The following is an 18050-nucleotide window of genomic DNA, read 5'->3' on the forward strand; positions in this document are numbered from 1 at the left end:
GCGAGAATTCGGGCACGGCACGATCTTGCACGGCATATTCGGCGCAGAGTGCGCCAGTTACTAGGAGGAGACGTCATGGAAGATGCGCCATCGTTCATTGTCTCCCGGGAAGACTGGTCGCTGCACCGCAAAGGGTACCAGGACCAAAACCGACACCAGGAAAAAGTGAAAGAAGCGATCAAGAAAAACCTGCCCGATCTGGTCAGTGAAGAAAATATCATCATGTCGAATGGTCGGGAAGTCATCAAGATCCCTATTCGCTCCCTGGATGAGTACCGGCTGCGGTTCAACTTCCAAAAGGGGAAGCACGGCGGTCAAGGAAAAGGCAACAGCAAAGTAGGCGATGTGATCGCCAAGGACGGAGATCCGGCACAAGGGCCAGGAAAGGGCCAGGGAGCAGGGGATCAACCGGGGGTAGATTACTACGAGGCGGAAATCAGCGTGGAAGAGCTGCAGGAGATGCTGTTCTCGGAGCTGGAGCTGCCGAATTTGCAACGAAAAGACGAAGATCAGATCGTGATTGAAGAGACGCGTTTCAACGACGTCCGCAAAAAAGGGCTGATGGGCAACATCGACAAGAAACGGACGCTGATTGCCGCCATTCGCCGCAATGCCTTGGCGGGCTACAGCGATCTGGAGCTGGGCATTTCGGATGACGACCTGCGGTTCAAGACGTGGGAGGAGATCATCAAGCCTCATTCGAACGCGGTCATCATCGCGATGATGGACACCTCGGGATCGATGGGCGTCTTTGAAAAGTACATCGCGCGCAGCTTCTTCTTCTGGATGGTCCGCTTCCTGCGAACGAAGTACGAGAAGGTGGAGATCGTCTTTATCGCCCACCATACGGATGCCAAGGAAGTCACGGAAGATGTCTTTTTCTCCAAAGGCGAGAGCGGGGGGACGATTTGTTCCTCCGCCTACAAAAAAGCGCTGGAGATCATCGACAGCCGCTATCCGACGTCGCAGTACAACATTTACCCGTTCCACTTTTCCGACGGCGACAACCTCACCTCTGACAACGAGCGCTGCGTCAAGCTGGTGAAGGAGCTCATGGATCGCTGCAACATGTTCGGGTACGGGGAAGTCAATCAGTACAACCGCCACAGCACCCTGATGTCCGCTTACCGCCATATCAAGGAGCCGAAGTTCATGCACTGCGTCATCCGTGAAAAGGGCGAGGTGTATAAGGCGCTGCGGACGTTCTTTGGGAAGAAGGAAGCAGTGACGTAAAGGAAAAGCCGGACTAGGCCGCTTTGTCGCAATGACAAGGCGGCCTTTTCTCTTTGCAAACGCAACAGCAAGCGACAGAACTGGAACAACCCGGCGGACCGATTGGGTCTTGGCCGGGTTGATTGTCATTCAGGGCTATTATTTGATCGTATAGGGGAGCTTGAATGTCCACAGTTCCGTACCGTTCTCCGAAGACGTGCTGCCTACGCCAAAATCGTTGTCGTTGATAATGACGATGGTATTGCCGCCCACGAGCGTCAGGCCTTCGACTTTCTCGTACGGAAATTGGAAGGCGGCCACATCCACAATGGTGCGCTTGGAAGATGGCGTAATTCCGTTTGCTTTCAACTCATCGACGCTCATTTGCTCCAGCGTCTTTGCGCCCGATTTGTTATCGTCGTACTTGCCTAGGATGTTCGTTGCTGCCGACAAGTCAACGGAGTAGATCCGCTTCAGCTGCGCATTGTCTCCCGCGTTTTTGTCGCGCTCGTCGATCAGCAAAGTATGCTCGTTCACCGCGTACATATCGGAGATGACAATATCGGATTGGTTCAGATTTGTAAATGGCTTGGCATCTTCCGTGATATAGGCGAACTCCGCAACCGGCTGCAAGGTCGCCAATTCGAATTTGATGATCCGCAATTGACGCGAGTTGTCGGTTTCCTTGCCAGGATTGCGCAGAGGGCTCTGCATCGCCATGAACATGTATTTGCCGTCCGGCGTAATGCTCAGAGCTTCGGCTCCACGGTTTTGACGAAGCTTGTTGTATACGGCTGGCAGCATTTCACGTGCTGGCACCAAGGGGGTAGATACCCTTGCTGCCCATCCCTTTGGCACGATGCGCTCAATCAACGTACCGTCACGCTTGACGTGTACGATCGACGGACCGTATTCCTCGGATAGCCAGAACGTATCGTCCTTGGGATTGTAGGAAAGGGATTCCACATCGAGGCCATACGGGTCATAGGGAAGCTCTTGATCCTGTTTGCTGTCATAGGGTGTCTCGTCCCGGCCTTTGATGTTCGGCAGTCCTGTAATGAAGGCATTTCCGGTTACGGGATCAATCCCGCTTACCTTCAGCGGAATTTGATCGAGAATTTTGATTTGGCCATCGGCAATTTCAATCTTGTAGATGGTCGGTGTGTATTTGGGGAGCGGAAACGTTTTGCCCGATTTGCCGGTCACGGTCACATCGCCATTAGGGCCGCGGTCGGCTGTCGTGTAAAAGATATTGTCCGGATCTCCCGGCAAGTGAGTGAGCGAGGAACCGATGCCCATCTTGATCCCCTTCGCCAGGTCCGGGGCGGCGAGCTTATACTTGCCGGTAAGCTCTGGAACGCCATCCTTTGTTTCCTCTGCGGATACTATCCCGGCCGCTGTCGAAAGTGTCAGTGCCGCCAAAGCGGCAATCAGCCAATTCTTCTTCATTTTCGATGACCCTCTCCTTCATTGCTTCCTATGTATTCCAGCTGTCTTTGGTAAATATAGCAGGAAGATGTTGCCGATCCATGAAGCATTTCGTTAAATATTTGTAAATGTAGGATAGGTCTCAGGATGTCGATCCATACAACCGCCACAGCGCCCCGATGTCCGCCTGCCCCTTTTGTATCAAGGACGCTGGCTGATCTCTCGTAACTGGCAACGCCAATCATCCCGATCGGGGTGGGGCTAATCCCCGAGGAAGCGGAGGAGGCCCGTGGATTACCACGGATGATGCGGCTTGTAAACCCTGTGGCAGCGATGAAAGTAGGGAGTCATTTTCCGTTATGGCGTAGGTAGAAAGACAATAGGCAGATTATTATAATAAATCAAAAAGTAAGCGCTATCATGAAGCGGTTTTTGCAATGATGGATCATAATCTCTTGGGAGGGAAGTTGCAATGAGAGTTTTGAATGCAAGCCAAATGGTTGACCGTTCGCGGTTCAACGCCTTTCATGTGGCACTCATTGTCTGGGGCTTTATCATTATCATGTTCGATGGGTACGATATCGTGATTTACGGCTCGGTCGTTCCTGTATTGATGAAGGAGTGGTCGCTGTCGTCCGTCGCCACGGGTGCGATCGGCAGCTACGCCACCCTGGGGACGGCCATCGGGGCGTTTGCCTTTGGGTACCTGGCAGATAAGATCGGCAGGAAAAAAGTGATTTTGATCTGCGTCGTACTGTTTAGCATTTGCATCCCGTTGGCAGGCTTGATGGTGGATCCGGTGCTGTTTGCCATCTGCCGGATCATCGCCGGTTTCGGGCTCGGCGGCGTGATGCCCAACATTATCGCCCTCACAACCGAATATGCGCCCAAAGCTTCCAGAGCGGCGATCGTCTCCTTCGTATTTTGCGGATATTCAGTCGGGGGGATACTGGCGGGGCTGGTCAGCAGGGCCATTCTGCCGGACCTGGGCTGGCGGCCGATTTTCTGGATCGCAGCAATCCCGTTGCTCTTGCTGCCGTTTCTGCTCAAGTCATTGCCGGAAAGCTACGGTCAACTGCTCCGAAAGGGAGAGCATAGGCAAGTCGGACAAATCCTCGGCAGAGTAAATCCGGAATACCGGCCGGAGGAACAGGATACGTTTGAGATCGGCTCGGAAGCCAAGGAAGCTAAGCCTTCCTTTGGAAAGCTGTTTGAAAACAATCGCCGCCTCAGCACAGTAATGTTTTGGTTTGCATGCTTCAGCTGCTTTGTCCTCATTTCTTCGTTAAACACCTGGCTGCCCAAGCTGATGATGGAAACGGGGTATGACCTTCGTTCCAGCTTGACGTTTGTGATGGTACTGAATGCGGGCGCCATTTTGGGAACCATCGTCTTCGGAAGGTTAACCGACAAGCAAGGGTTCAAAAAGATTCTGATTCCCCTTTACGTTTTTGGCGCTGTGGCCCTCAGCGCCATCGGCCTCAAAACGAATCTGTGGATCGCTTACATCCTGATTGCCATTGTAGGGGCAGCGTCGATTGGCTTGCAGAATCTGCTCAATGCCTACGTCTCCCAGTACTATCCGGCAGAGATCCGCTCTACTGCAGTAGGGGTGTACACAGCCTTTGGAAGAATCGGGGGGATCGTCGCTCCGATGCTGGTAGGCATACTGCTTTCCATGAGCTTGTCACCGCAAATGAATCTGGTTGTTCTCTCCTTTTCAGGTGTCATCGGCGCGATTGCCATCCTTCTGGTCAAGGAACAGCACGGGCATTCGAAAATGCGATTACCGGAAGAGGTCGGTATCCAACCCAAGGTGCACACGTAAGAAAGTCGAAGACGGAGAATCCTTACGGGGTTCTTCGTTTTTTCATACGGAACCTTTTTTTCCTACACGAAGTAGAAGAAAGTTTTTCAGATTCATCTATGGTGCAGGTGTTTCCTGCAAATGACGACATCTATAATCAGGAATAGACGAACAATTCAAACAAAACAAAAGAGGAGGACGAGAATCATGGAAATGGTCACGGTAGGAGTTGTCGGTGCCGGATCAATGGGAAGCGGCATCGCCAATTTGGCAGCGATGTCTGGGTTCCACGTAATCCTTCAGGATCTGGAAGAGAAGTTTTTGCAGGCGGCAATGGGAAGAATCGATTCGTTCCTGGCCAAAAGCGTGTCGAAAGGCAAAATGTCGGAAGCCGAGAAGTCAGAGGTCATGGGGAGAATTCAAGTCACCACGGAGCTGGAAGAAATGAAGAGGGCAGATATCGTCATTGAGGCCGTCATTGAAAACCTGGAAGTGAAGAAGAGCGTGTTTGCCAGACTGGATGCGATAGTTCCCGATCACGTGATTCTCGCGACGAACACCTCTTCCATGTCGATCACCACGATAGCGGAAGCCACCAAGCGTCCGGAACGGGTCGCGGGCATGCACTTCTTCAATCCGGCACAAATCATGAAGCTGGTCGAAGTCGTGCGAGGCTTCAAAACCAGTGATGAAACGGTTGAGGAAATCAAGGCATTTGCCAAACGACTGAACAAAGAGACAGTCGAGGTAAAGAAAGATACGCCCGGATTTATCGTAAACCGGATCATGGTGCCGCAGTTTATCGAGGCAATCCGGCTGTTGGAGGAAGGGGTAGCCTCCGCCGAGGACATCGACAAGGCCGTGACGCTCGGGCTGAATTATCCGATGGGCCCCTTCACGCTGCAGGATTACGCCGGAGTGGACATCGGTCTGCATGTGATGGATTACTTTTACGAGGAATTCAAGGATAACCGATTCGCCGCACCGCTGTTGCTTCGCCAGCTTGTACGGGCTGGCCGCCTGGGCAGGAAAACGGGAGCCGGTTTTTACGACTATAACAAGTAGAACAGGGAGGGACGCATGTTGAAAGCGGAATTTATCTTGTGTGAAATCGAAAACGCAGTAGCGGTTGTCACCATCAATCGTCCGCCAATCAATCCACTGAACACGCAGGTGCTCACGGAGCTGGCAGAAATCATGGGCGAGCTGGAAGCGAACAGCGAAGTGGGAGCCATTATCCTTACCGGGCAAGGAGAGAAGGCATTCGTAGCGGGAGCAGACATCCATCAAATGCTGGAGCTGGATCACATCGGCATGATGGAAATGAACAATGTCTCCCGACAGGCCTTTTCCAAAATCGAAAATTTGTCCAAACCGGTCATAGCGGCGATCAATGGACTGGCTCTCGGGGGAGGGTGCGAATTGGCATTGGCGTGCGATTTGCGGATCAGCACGGAAAAAGCGAGGTTTGCTTTTCCCGAGATGTCGCTGGGCATTATTCCGGGAGCCGGGGGAACGCAGCGTCTGCAGAGGCTGGTTGGGCAGACGGTGGCAAAAGAACTTCTTTATTTCGGGGAAATGATCGATGCGCAAAGAGCGCTTGACATTCACTTGATCAATAAAGCGGTGCCTGCAGAAGAGCTGTTGTCCACCGCAAAGGAATGGGCGCACAAGCTGGTGCAGAAGCCGGCTGTCGCACTCCGTATGATGAAAACAGCGGTGAATGCCGGCGCAAGCGTCGACCTGGAAACGGCGCTGACGATTGAAAGCGCTTGCTTCGGCAATGCCTTTGCCACCCAGGATCGCAAGGAAGGCATGCAAGCCTTCGTGGAAAAAAGAAAGCCTGTATTCACGGGAAGGTAACAGGAGGTGTCGAGCATGAGCATGGATAACAGCCTGCAGCAGTCACGACCTGTGCTAGTAGTGGGGGCGGGCCCGATTGGCTTGACGGCCGCACTTGCTCTGAGAAGCCTGGGAATACCGGCAACCGTTTTGGAAGCGGAGCCGATGGGACGGATGCGGCCGGGAAGCCGAGCCATTTATTTTCACAAGGCAACGCTTGCGCACATGGAAGAAATCAGTCCCGGTTTGGGGCATGCGTATGCGAAAAACGGGATTGTCTGGCCGGTAAAACGAACGTTGTTTGGCGGCAAAGAGGTGTATGTCAAGCATTATCCGGCACCGAATCCGGAAGACTTGCCTCCGTTTGCCAGCCTGCCTCAGGTGGAGGCGGAGCGGCTTTTGTACGACGCATGTCTGAATGCGGGCGTAGAGTTTGTCTGGGACTCCCCTGTCGCAGACGTAAAGGCGGACGAAAAGGGCGTTACCGTGACGACGGAAAGGGGAACCCATTGGACTTGTGATTACGTGATCGGTGCTGATGGAGCGCGGTCTACCGTTCGAAAAGCAGTTGGGATCGAATTTGAAGGGCCACGGTCCAACGACTTTTTTCTCGTCGTGGATGTGATGGAGGATCCCGAACAGCCTCTGCCATTGGAGCGTGTGTTTCATTACAAGCATCCTGCAATGGGGGGACGAAACGTATTGTTCGTGCCGTTCGCAGGGGGATGGCGGGTTGATTTGCAGCTCCTGGAGGGGGACGATCCCGAAGAGTTCGGTGGGGTGGAAGGCGTACGGAAATGGCTGCCTAAGGTCATGGACGAAAAATATGCGGACCGGATCAGCTGGGTCTCCACGTACCAGTTTCATCAGGTGGTGGCAAAATCCTTTACGGATACCTCCTGCCGCGTCTTGCTCGCGGGCGAAGCAGCCCACCTGTTTGCCCCGTTCGGTGCGCGCGGGATGAATTCGGGTGTACCGGATGCCATTTTGGCGGCGCGGGCGATACGTACAGCGCTGCATGCGCCTGATCCCGAAACGGCGAGGCAGGCGATTCTGGAAGCGGCAGAAGAAAGGCGAATCGCGGCACAGTACAACCGGGATTGCGCGGGGATTGCTCTGGAGCATATTCAAGGAAGCTCACCGGCCATGAGCATGAAACGGGAGGTCGCTGCCTCCTTGTCATCCATCCTGCCTCGTTTGGGGCGTTGGCTCGACGAAGGCCCCTATGGTCCCAAATCTGGTCCTCCTCAGTTAACCACCAAATACTGAGATGCTTACAGAAAGAAACTCAACCATGGAGGAAGAAACCATGAACCCCATTCAGTATCAATTCCGCGTGCGATGGGGAGAAACGGATGCTGCCGGTATCGTCTACTACCCCAATTTTTACAAATGGATGGATGAAGCTTCCCATCATTTCTTTCACGAAATCGGCTTTTCTTTTGGCCATCTCTTTTCCGAGGAAAAGGCAGGAATGCCGCTCCTTGAGGCCCTGTGCAAATTCAAATCGCCCCTCATGCACGAAGACGAGGTATGCGTCCGCTCCACCATCATCAGCCTGAAGGACAAGGTATTCACCATCGAACATGAATTCCGCAGGATGGATGAAGTGGTTGCAAGCGGCTATGAGACCCGGGCCTGGGCCGACTTCTCGAACGGAAAGCCAAAGGCAGTATCGATTCCGGATGATATTCGCCGAGCGCTTGCGAATAGGCGAAAAAAAGATGATCCAAACGAGGAACATGTATAGGAGGGTTTTTGATGACAGCTCCCTCATATCTGCCCGCTGATGTTGGGTACGGTCCGAATACAGACAACGTAGTTGATCTCATGACGAGAATGTCGCAAACGGATTGGTTTTCAACGGGAGGAAGCAGCACGGGGCGGGCAGCAGCGGAACAGGCCTTGCGGGAAAGCACGAACCGCTTCGGAATCGACGAGTATCGGATCCAGTGGCTCGGGAAAGACCAGCTCCCGCCGTATTTGGAAGGGATGAGATTGGAAACCAGCCCGCTCTGGCAGCGGATCCATGACCTTCCCGACCGGATCTGGGAGAAAGCAGAAGAGATCGGCAGACTGCCAAACCTGTCCGCCCTCGTGGAGCGGATTCCCGAGCAGCTTTTCCATCAATCCTTTGACGGGGCGTTCCGTGAGTTTGGCTCACAAGGTACAGCGATTGTGCAAACGGCTGTCTGCACGGTCATGTATCTGCTGGGCTTGGCCTGCGCCTGGGAGATGCTAGCGGACGTGGACGGCTGGGGAACCAATCCATATGAGCCGTTTCTTCAGGTGTTTGAAACGGGGCACTGGCCGCTGGGATTGTTTGATGGCGTGTTCTACTTGATCTAGCTGTTTTGAATAATAAGACGACCTGTCAAAGGAGGAGTGCATAGATATGAGCACATCGGAAGCGAAAGAAGCGTTGCGCTTATTTGCAGACAAGCTGGCCGGCAATCATCTGGGGCCGTTGTGGGACAACATTGGAGAGATGGTCACGCCGCAGCCGTCGAATGGCGTCATTCCCTATTTGTGGAAGTGGCAGACGATCCGCAATTATTTGCTGGAGGCCGGCTCACTATTGTCCCTCGGACGGGCAAGCGAGCGGCGGGTGATCTATTTGCAAAACCCTTCCCTCCTGAAAGAAGGAAAAATCGGATACGCCACCAATACGTTGTACGCAGGTGTCCAGCTGCTGCTGCCGGGTGAGATCGCCCCGTCGCATCGCCACTCGCAAGCAGCCATCCGTTTTATCATCGAGGGAGAAGGCGGGGCCTATACCACAGTGGACGGAGAGAAAACCTATATGCGGCGGGGCGATTTGATCTTAACCCCGCCGTGGACCTGGCACGATCACGGCCATGAAGGGACAGAGCCTGTTTTCTGGATGGACGGACTGGATGTAGGATTGGTCAAAACGTTGACCGGTTCGTTTTTTGAGCCTTACCATGAAGACACCTATCCGGTGACCGGAGAGCCGGATCGTTCCGTTCTTCGCTATGCAAGCGGGGTGAGAGCCATTTCGGAGCGAAAAAAATACGGCTATCCGTCCCCTTTGATTAACTACAAATGGTCGAATATTCGAAAAACGATAGACGATTTGAGCAAGCTTGAGCCTGATCCATACGATGGTTACGCGGTCGATTATATCAATCCGACGACAGGGGGTTCTGCCGATGCGAGATTAGGGACGTCCATGCAAAAGCTGCCTCCCGCTTTTCGCACGCGTGGCCATCGCCATGTGCACAGCGTCGTTTATCACGTGCTGGAAGGCACAGGGTACTCCGTCATCAACGGACAAAAATTCGAGTGGTCTTCCGGCGATTTCTTCGTGGTGCCGCCATGGAGCTGGCATGAGCATCACAACGTCGGCGAGAGCGACTCGTTCCTGTTCTCGCTGAATGACCGGCCGGTAATGGAGCTGCTGGGGCTGGAAAAAGAGGAGGCCCTGCAAGAAAACGGCGGAAATCAACAGATCGTAAGCGTATTTGAACCCATCACGCTCTAACGCTTATCAGGCAAGGGGAGGAAAACGATGAAATTCGCATTGTTCAACGACTTTCAGCTGGGTGTGGTGATCGAAGACAAAATTTATGAGATCGGGGAGTTGATAGCCGACGGAAAGCCGGCCCATTTCTGCCCGATGGTAGACTTGATTCATCGCTATGAGCACTTCAAGGAGGCGATTGAAAAGCACGTTTTGAACATGCCTTCTCACTCGCTCGACGATGTACGCCTGCGCCATCCTGTATCCCGTCCGGGAAAAATTGTCGCGGCTCCGGTCAACTACATCGCGCACCAAAAGGAAATGAAGGAAGAAAATACGGCACGCGGTTTGGGTTTTTTTCTCAAGGCGAATACATCGTTGATCGGACCGGGGGACTCGATCGTGCTGCCGGCGAGCAAAGCGGGGCGACGGTTCGACCATGAGCTGGAGCTGGCTTTCGTCATCGGAAAAACGGCAAAAAACGTAAAAGCGGAAGATGCCTATGACTATATCTTCGGGTACACGGGGCTGAATGACGTGACACTGCGTCCGAATGAGCAAAACGAAGAAGAAAGATGCCTGCGGAAATCCTTCGATACCTTTACACCGATGGGACCGTGGATTGTCACGCCGGAAGAGATCAAGGACCCGCAGCGGCTGGATATGGTGCTGACTGTGAACGGGGAAGAAAGACAAAAGGTGAATGGCAAAGACATGATTTGCGGCATTGCGGAGTTGGTCGAGATTTTTTCGCATGTCATGACCTTGGAGCCGGGTGACATCATCGCGACGGGGACGCCGGAGGGGGTCGCCCCGATCAAACAGGGCGATGTCGTCACGATTGCCATCGATCAAATCGGATCGTTTTCCAATCCGGTCGTGTCTGAGCGTGTGAAAGGGGAAATGCGTCATGACGGGTAAAGAAATCGTGGTTCTGGATGGAGCCCGTACGGCATTTGCCAAATTCGGGGGCTCCTTCAAAGACATTTCCGCCATCGAGCTGGGAGTGCTCGCGGCAAAAGAAGCCATGGCACGCTCCAGGGTTGACCCGGAAGAGATTGATCAAGTGATCTTTGGCAATGTCATCCAGTCGAGTCCGGATGCCGTTTTAGCCGCACGCCATGTCGGCCTGAAAGCGGGAGTGCCCCTGGAAGTGCCTGCATTGACAGTCAACCGCTTATGCGGTTCCGGCCTGGAAGCGGTCACCCAAGCGGCGCGGATGATCATGACAGGTGAGTCCGAGGTTGCTTTGGCGGGCGGAACAGAAAATATGAGCCAGATTCCGCATGTCATTCGGGGAGCCCGCTGGGGAATCCCGTTGTTTGAAAATCCAATGAGAGATTACCTGTATGAAGCGCTGTACGACACGCATGGAGAATGCTTTATGACCACGACGGCTGAAAATCTGGCTGAGCTTCACGGATTCACCCGAGAGGAGCTGGACCGGCACGCTTTGTCCAGTCATGAGAAAGCGTTGAAAGCCATCGAAAAAGGCTACTTCCGGGAAGAGATCGTCCCGGTGACGGTTCACGAACGAAAGGAAAGCAGAGTAGTCGACACGGATGAGCATCCGCGGAAAACAAGCTTGGAGAAGCTGTCTGCGCTAGCGGCGTCCAAGTTCAAAAGAGACGGCCTTGTCACGCCCGGAAACTCGAGCGGAATCAACGATGGCGCAGCGGCGCTCGTCGTCACGTCTGCCGATTACGCGCAGAAACGCGGATGGCGTCCAATCGGCCGGCTTGTCTCCTGGGCAGTTGCCGGTGTGGAGCCTACATTGATGGGGATTGGTCCTGTTCCCGCAATCAGGGAGGCGCTGCGGAAGGCTGGGATGTCAATCGCCGATCTCGATTTGGTCGAGATAAACGAAGCCTTCTCGGCGCAGTATCTGGCCTGTCAAAAGGAGCTGGATTTTGACCCTGCGATCGGCAATGTAAACGGCGGCGCTGTCGCTTTGGGGCACCCTTTGGCTGCCTCGGGAGCACGAATCTCTTTGTCGCTCTTATATGAATTGGGCCGAAGAGGGAAAAAATACGGTGCTTCCGCGCTGTGCATTGGTGGAGGTCAGGGCATTGCAGCTGTATGGGAAAGACTGTAGAAAGGGGTACCCGGAAAATGGCGCTGGAACGAGTTTTGTCTGTTTCGCAGCTTTTGGAAAAGGCAGCCGAACGAACACCGACAAAAGAAGCGATCTATGATCTTGCCCGCAGACTGACGTACGGCGAACTGCAAAAAGAAGTGCATCAACTGGCTTCCGCACTGGTCTCTTTGGGAATCAGGGAGGGGGATCGCGTGGGGGTCTCTTTGCCCAACTGGCACGAGACAGTCGAATTGTTTTTTGCCATCGCCAAAGTAGGGGCGATCCTCGTTCCCTTCAATCCCAAGTACCGTGCCCACGAAGTGCAATACATCCTGGCCAACTCCGGAGCAAAAGTGGTTTTTGTCAGCGAAGAATTTGAGAAAGCAGGATTTGAAGGCGCCACATCTCTTGTGGAAACAGTCGTCACCGTACGGTATGAAAAACAGGGGTATCCGTCCTTTTCCGAGTTGATGGCGAAAGAGTATCGAACAGCTTTTCCTTCGGTCATTCCCGATCCCGCCCACGACATTTTCTGCATCCTTTACACATCGGGAACGACAGGCTCGCCGAAAGGGGTCATGATCACGCATCGAAGCGTGGTTCAATCCGGAATGGCCATTGGCGAAAGCCTGAAATGCCACGAGGATGATGTGTTCATCATCGTTTCTCCGCTTTTCCATGTGTTCGGGATGTCTTGCAATCTGATGTCTGCTGTCTATTACCAGTCGAAAATGGTGTTGCTGGACAAATATCATCCGGAGAAGGCCCTCCAGTTGATCGAGCAGGAAAAAGCAACCGTTCATCATGCCGTTCCGACGATGCTTACCATGGAGCTGCAGCATCCGGATTTTGCCGCCTATGATCTGTCTTCCCTGCGAACAGGGATTACGGGAGCCTCCCTTTGCCCTCCCGAAACGATCAAAGCGGTTCGTGAACGGATGGGGATGAATCTGTGCGTTTCCTTTGGAACCACAGAGACGGGGAGCGTCACGCTTACGCCGTATGATGCGCAAGGTCCGCACGTGCTGGAAACGGTAGGAAAGGCGATTGACGGGGTCGAGATTCGGATTGTCAATGAACAGAGAGAGGCAGTATCTTCAGGCGTCATCGGGGAAATCGCCTGCAGAGGCTTTGGGCTGATGAAGGGATATTACCAGCTTCCCGAACAAACGGTACAGGCGATAGACAAGGACGGATGGTACTATACGGGAGACCTGGGGACCATGGATGAAGAGGGGTATATCCGTTTTGCGGGACGCAAAAAAGAGATGATTATCCGAGGCGGATTTAATATTTATCCGCAGGAAATAGAGGACGTCCTGCGCAGGCATCCGAAAGTAAGGGAAGCGGCAATTCTCGGGCTTCCGGATCCCGTCATGGGGGAGATAGTCTGCGCGGCCGTCCAGCTCAAAGCAGAAGCGGCTTCCACGCTGGAGGAGATCATCGAATTTTTAAGGCCCCAATTTGCCAGCTATAAGCTTCCGAGCAAAGTGGTGTTCGTAGACGAAATACCGACCACGGCCAGCGGGAAAATTCAGAAGACGAAGCTGAAGGATGTATTAATGGAATCTGTGTAATTGTACATGCGCCGAAATCTCTCTTCCTTTGCAGGAGGGACAATAGAGGCGCTTTTTTCTTGCAAGGGGTTATAATGGATATAAGAATGCGCGAATAGAATGGAGGGGATCAAGTGGTAGACGACAAAAAGCAAAGTGCCTTGGTTGAACGGCTCAACACCCACTTGCGAAAAACTGCCAGACAATTAATACAATTCGATACATTGGACGAGACCCTCCTTTTCTTGGTGAATTCTTTTTGGAAGCAGTTCTCCTGCGATTATGTCTCCATTATTTTGCTGGAAGGAGAACGTCTATACAAAAAAGTAGCGAAAGGAAAAGGGGACTCTTTCGAAGCCATTTTTCCGCTAAACCGCACAGGCTGCTCGTCTCGGTTTTTGGAAAGCCCTGTATGGTGCTACGATATAATCAAAGCGGACGAACGCTGCCCTTTTTACGAAAGCATCGAGGCTGAAAGATTTGCGACGTGGTTTACGGTCCCGATCAAGGAACAGGATTCGGACAGTTACGGCGTTTGCTTAATCGGGTTTCGCAGCTTTGTCCCTTTGTTTGAAGACGCGAACAAATTGTTCGTGGAATTCGGGAAAGATATCGTTTCGGCGATCGGCCTTGCGATGAATAAACAAAAAGAAAAGAAGAAAATGGAAGGAATGGCATGGCTGCAAGAGAATGTATACCTCGGCTCCTCCTTGGAGAAGCTGGTCGGAAGCGCAGTCGAACGAGCGGGAAAAGGGACGGAAGCGGAAGCGGCCTGCATCTATCTGTATGATGAGGCCAAGGGCTGCTTTGTCCTTCACCCGGTAGCTTATGGCACAGTGAATCTGCCAACGGTGATAAAAGTCGAACACAACTATCGCCTGCATGAATACTTCCCTTATTTGGATCGGCACGGAGACAGCGAAATTACCGTTCCTCTCATTGTCCATCTCAAGACGGTCGGTGTACTGCATGTTTGGAAGAAGCAGCACCAGCGTTTTACCGAAGAGGATGCCGAATTGCTTTACCTGATATCTTCCCACGTCTCCGTTTTGATTGAAAACGCAAGACTGTACAAGAATGAACAGGAAAGCAAATCGCGCTTGGCAAAATTCATGGAACACCAGAAGGAGCTGGTCAAGCAAACGCTGGTAGGAGAAGGCTTTCAAGAAATTACGTCATCGCTTTCGCAAATGATGGAACGAACTGTCATCTTGTTCGATCGATTTGTGCGCCCGATGGTTTTTGCTCCGATTGACGCTCCCGACCATGTGATTCAATCTATGGCTCAAAAGGCAGCGGCGGAGAACAAGGCCATTCGCAAGAGCAGCGGCATGGAACTATGGTTCTCGGCAGAGGATGGGCGTGAGCTTGGCCTTTTTCCCATACGGGGCGGGGGAGAGCTGCTCGGATATTTGGGCATCCAGATCCAAAAGGATGACGTCGATGCCGTGCTTCACATGACATTGAACCATGCTCTCAATGTGTATGCCACGCAGTTTATCAAGCAAAAGCTGATCCTGGATGCGAAGGATCAGGTAAAGGAAAGCTTTTTGAACCAGCTGTTTGTCCCGCACATACAGGATAAAGAGCGGGTCATCCAGTACGCCAATCTGTTTAAGCTGAATGTGTTCGAGCCGCATAAGGTGGCCATTATATCTTTTTCCTTTGCAGAAAGCATGGAGAAAGAATCGGACCTCATGGAAATCGAAGCAAAGAAGACCTTGATCTGGGAGCGCTTTCGCGAGCATTTGTCCCGGCACTACCCAGGCATCGTGGCTTCACGCAAGGAAGGGCTGTTCATCCTGATTGTCCAAGACCAGAAGGGCAGGGAGGAGCAGCTCGATTGGGAACGGGTGTATCATCAACTCAAAAAGATCACGCTTTCCCATGAAAAACGAGGGAAAATTTACATAGGCATCAGTTCCAGCACGCAAAAAATCGATGATTTTTACCGGTGCTATAAAGAAGCTTTGCAGGCTTTGAAAATAGCGGAAAGCCGTTTTCAGCACAAGGGATTCATCGACTTTGACAGCCTGGGGTCCTATATCGTCTTGAGCAACCTGCAGGACCCGATGATCGCAGAACTGTTTATTGACAATTACCTGGGGCCATTGTTGAAATACGGCAAGGGGAAAGGAAAAGAATTGTTCGATACGCTGCGGGCTTACTTGGTGATGAACGGCAATCTGAAAGATACCTCCGAACATCTCTTTATTCACCGAAGCTCGTTAAAGTACAGGCTGGAACGGATCAGTGAGCTTCTGAAGGTGGACCTGGAGGACGCGGAAGAACGGTTTAATCTGATGCTGGCCTACAAACTGCACGATTTTTATCGATTGTGAGCAGGGCAGGGGGGAAAAATCATGCAAAATCAGCAGGGATTCTCAAAAAGTCGGCATGAGAAGCACGAATTGTGTGTAAACGATCCAAGATCCGGAAATACTATATGTACACTGTTAACAACCTTTTTCAGGCCTCGCCTTTGGCGAGGTTTTTCTTTTGCGGTCGCGGAATGTTCTTGGAACCTCCAGGATAAATCGGTAATCTGGGAGAAGAAGGGAAACTTCCGAAAGGTGGAGTCACATGATCAAGCTGAAGGATGTCGGCAGGTTTGAAACACTGCCTGAACGTGCTTTGCAAATCTATGAAGGAGATGTCGCGGCACTTCGTGAAGCGCTTGCACAGGGTTGGGACATGGAGCAGCAAATCGAGCTGAGCCGGTATACCTCGGTGAGTCCTTTGCATCTCGCGCTTCTGGCCGAACAGCTGCCGGTCGTAAAGCTGTTGATCGAGCATGGAGCCAATCTGAATGACCGGGAGGAGCCAGCCTTTTTGATCGCGGTCCGCTATTGCGACGAAGAGACGGTTCGGTTTGTCGCTTCGCAGGGAGCGAGGCTGGACGCACGCAACAGGGTGAAATCGAATGCGTATAGCCAGGCGTATTACGGCAACAAGGCGAACATTCCGCTCATCCATGAGCTCGGGCTCGACATCCGGAAGCATGGCGGGTATGCGCTGAGGACCGCCGTGGACAGGCGTGATCTGCAGACCGTCGCATGGATGTTGGATCACGGGGCTGACATCAACTTCAACGCCACGGATCAAGTATATCCGTATCAAGCTACTCCGCTGACGGTTGCGGCGAGAAATGGCGATCTGGCCATGGTCAAATATTTGGTCCAACGCGGCGCCGATGTGACTCAGACGGAAAAAGGCGGAGAGCGGGCCTATACGATTGCGGTGAGCGGCAAGCATGCAGAGATGGCCGACTTTTTGAGATCTGTCGAGCCGCCCGCTTTCCACGATCGGGAGAACAAGCTGCACGCGCTGCGGAGCTACAAGCTGCCGCCGGAGTTGATCGCCTTCTTGTCGGGAAGCGATCTGTGTCTCGAACTGCCAAACAATGAGTGCGAGGTCGACTACGTGCAGTTCTTTTCGTTGACCGATACGGTAGAAATGAAGGCGGGGCGGCGAAAGTTGCTGCGATTGTCAGCGGAGGTCGACAACTATTCCTCGATCGTCATTGTCTGGAATCCGAAAGCCAAGTGCATCGGCTATTACGATGAGGAGCATGAGGAATATGGCGATCTGTGTCCGTTCGCCGAATTCCTCGCTCATCCCGGCGTTTATTTGCAGAAGATCCTCGAGGGAGAAGAAGGAGTATCCACCTGATGCCGATAAACAAAGAGCGGGGGGCAGGTCTCCCTGCGGGAATCGATCGTCTCTCACATACGGACAAGTTTGGGAGTGCGGTGGGGGAGATAGAATGGAAAGAAAGCGGAGTTTCCAAGAACAGCGCAAGGGGGCCTGGAAGCGCAAAACGAGCGCCGATCAGGCTTTCTTCTTTTTTTTGCCTGCTTGTTCAGATTTTGTATAGATCGGAAGAGTATGATCATTTGGGGCATTTTTTATCTGTAATCGATTCGACCGAAAAAGCCTTGCAACAGTGACAGAAGAAATCCCCGTTCCTATTCAGCCAGCACAGAAAAGGGGGAAGATGAGACGGAAAAACGACGCAGGAAGGGGATAGGAAGTTGCGCATGCTTTGGGGCGCCGGTTTTATCCTGGCAGGCTTGCTGCTCCTGATGTATCCCCAGTTGGAAAAGAAAGCTGCCGACCACAAGCAGGAACAGTTGATCGAGGCTTTCGAGCAGCTGAGCGATGTAGGCAGGAAAATCGACGAAGCTGAGCCGCCTCATGCTGAACCGGCAAACGTGCAGCAAGACGCTGTCGAACTGCTCGACGGCGCGAGGGGAGTGATCCGGATCCCCAAGATCGATCTGAACATGATGATTTTCGAAGGTTCGGACGAGTCAGCTCTTCGCAAAGGCGTAGGCATGATTGAACCGGAAAAGGAAATTGGAAAAAACAACGTCGGGTTGGCAGGACATCGTGCTGTCACCTACGGAAAGCAGTTCAATCGGCTGGATGAGCTCGCGCCGAATGACGAGATCGAGATCGAAACGAAAACCGGACGATATGTATTTGTTGTCACCAAAGCTTTTGTGGTGGACCGAACGAAAGTAGAGGTCCTGGCCGATCAGAAGGAGCCTTTGCTCACGCTGGTTACCTGTACTCCCATTGGCAAGAAGAATCCGACAGATCGGCTTATCGTACAAGCGAGGCTGAAAAGACTCGGTTGAC

General features: G+C 52.7%; 15 protein-coding genes. 14 read left to right on the top strand and 1 reads right to left on the bottom strand.

All coding sequences use genetic code 11. The features are described from left to right. The first annotated feature begins 75 nt into the window (after positions 1 to 75). On the top strand, positions 76 to 1233 hold the full coding sequence (gene yhbH, locus RGB73_RS06260) for a sporulation protein YhbH (protein ID WP_310770126.1): 1158 nt from the start codon (positions 76 to 78) through the stop codon (positions 1231 to 1233). A gap of 138 nt (positions 1234 to 1371) precedes the next feature. Here the strand turns inward: yhbH and RGB73_RS06265 are convergent, their stop codons facing one another. After that, positions 1372 to 2661 carry an esterase-like activity of phytase family protein gene (locus RGB73_RS06265; protein ID WP_310770128.1) on the bottom strand — a complete coding sequence of 430 codons (1290 nt, stop codon included), beginning with the start codon at positions 2659 to 2661 and terminating at the stop codon, positions 1372 to 1374. Between the two features lie 451 nt (positions 2662 to 3112). Between RGB73_RS06265 and RGB73_RS06270 the strand changes: the two genes are divergently transcribed. From RGB73_RS06270 to RGB73_RS06330, 13 genes are all read left to right on the top strand, one after another. After that, the gene (locus tag RGB73_RS06270) at positions 3113 to 4468 is read left to right on the top strand and encodes an MFS transporter (RefSeq protein ID WP_310770130.1); all 1356 of its coding nucleotides are present in this window, start codon (positions 3113 to 3115) and stop codon (positions 4466 to 4468) included. A 186-nt stretch (positions 4469 to 4654) separates the two neighbouring features. After that, a complete protein-coding gene (locus tag RGB73_RS06275) occupies positions 4655 to 5512 on the top strand; it encodes a 3-hydroxyacyl-CoA dehydrogenase family protein (RefSeq protein WP_310770132.1) in 858 nt (285 codons plus the stop codon). 15 nt (positions 5513 to 5527) lie between these two features. Continuing rightward, complete coding sequence (locus tag RGB73_RS06280; RefSeq protein ID WP_396136174.1) at positions 5528 to 6310, top strand: enoyl-CoA hydratase/isomerase family protein; 783 nt, start codon at positions 5528 to 5530, stop codon at positions 6308 to 6310. Positions 6311 to 6331: 21 nt separating this feature from the next. Next, positions 6332 to 7558, top strand: a complete 1227-nt coding sequence (locus tag RGB73_RS06285; RefSeq protein ID WP_310774163.1) for an FAD-dependent monooxygenase — start codon at positions 6332 to 6334, stop codon at positions 7556 to 7558. A gap of 40 nt (positions 7559 to 7598) precedes the next feature. Continuing rightward, the gene (locus tag RGB73_RS06290; RefSeq protein WP_310770134.1) at positions 7599 to 8039 is read left to right on the top strand and encodes an acyl-CoA thioesterase; all 441 of its coding nucleotides are present in this window, start codon (positions 7599 to 7601) and stop codon (positions 8037 to 8039) included. Between the two features lie 11 nt (positions 8040 to 8050). Next, complete coding sequence (locus RGB73_RS06295; RefSeq protein WP_310770136.1) at positions 8051 to 8638, top strand: hypothetical protein; 588 nt, start codon at positions 8051 to 8053, stop codon at positions 8636 to 8638. A gap of 46 nt (positions 8639 to 8684) precedes the next feature. Next, the gene (locus RGB73_RS06300; protein ID WP_310770138.1) at positions 8685 to 9794 is read left to right on the top strand and encodes a cupin domain-containing protein; all 1110 of its coding nucleotides are present in this window, start codon (positions 8685 to 8687) and stop codon (positions 9792 to 9794) included. Positions 9795 to 9821: 27 nt separating this feature from the next. Continuing rightward, positions 9822 to 10694 carry a fumarylacetoacetate hydrolase family protein gene (locus tag RGB73_RS06305; RefSeq protein ID WP_310770140.1) on the top strand — a complete coding sequence of 291 codons (873 nt, stop codon included), beginning with the start codon at positions 9822 to 9824 and terminating at the stop codon, positions 10692 to 10694. After that, positions 10684 to 11868, top strand: coding sequence for an acetyl-CoA C-acetyltransferase (locus RGB73_RS06310; protein WP_310770142.1), 1185 nt, complete (start codon positions 10684 to 10686; stop codon positions 11866 to 11868). The genes RGB73_RS06305 and RGB73_RS06310 overlap by 11 nt, the downstream gene beginning before the upstream one ends. A 17-nt stretch (positions 11869 to 11885) precedes the next feature. Continuing rightward, entirely contained in the window at positions 11886 to 13427 is a 1542-nt protein-coding gene (locus tag RGB73_RS06315; protein ID WP_310770144.1) for a class I adenylate-forming enzyme family protein, read from the top strand. Between the two features lie 113 nt (positions 13428 to 13540). Next, positions 13541 to 15748, top strand: coding sequence for a helix-turn-helix domain-containing protein (locus RGB73_RS06320; RefSeq protein WP_310770146.1), 2208 nt, complete (start codon positions 13541 to 13543; stop codon positions 15746 to 15748). Between the two features lie 241 nt (positions 15749 to 15989). Continuing rightward, positions 15990 to 17078 carry an ankyrin repeat domain-containing protein gene (locus RGB73_RS06325; protein ID WP_310770148.1) on the top strand — a complete coding sequence of 363 codons (1089 nt, stop codon included), beginning with the start codon at positions 15990 to 15992 and terminating at the stop codon, positions 17076 to 17078. Positions 17079 to 17440: 362 nt separating this feature from the next. Continuing rightward, a complete protein-coding gene (locus tag RGB73_RS06330) occupies positions 17441 to 18049 on the top strand; it encodes a class D sortase (protein ID WP_396136175.1) in 609 nt (202 codons plus the stop codon). The last annotated feature ends 1 nt before the right edge of the window (position 18050 follow it).

This window comes from Brevibacillus brevis (assembly GCF_031583145.1).
Lineage (GTDB): Bacteria > Bacillota > Bacilli > Brevibacillales > Brevibacillaceae > Brevibacillus > Brevibacillus brevis_E.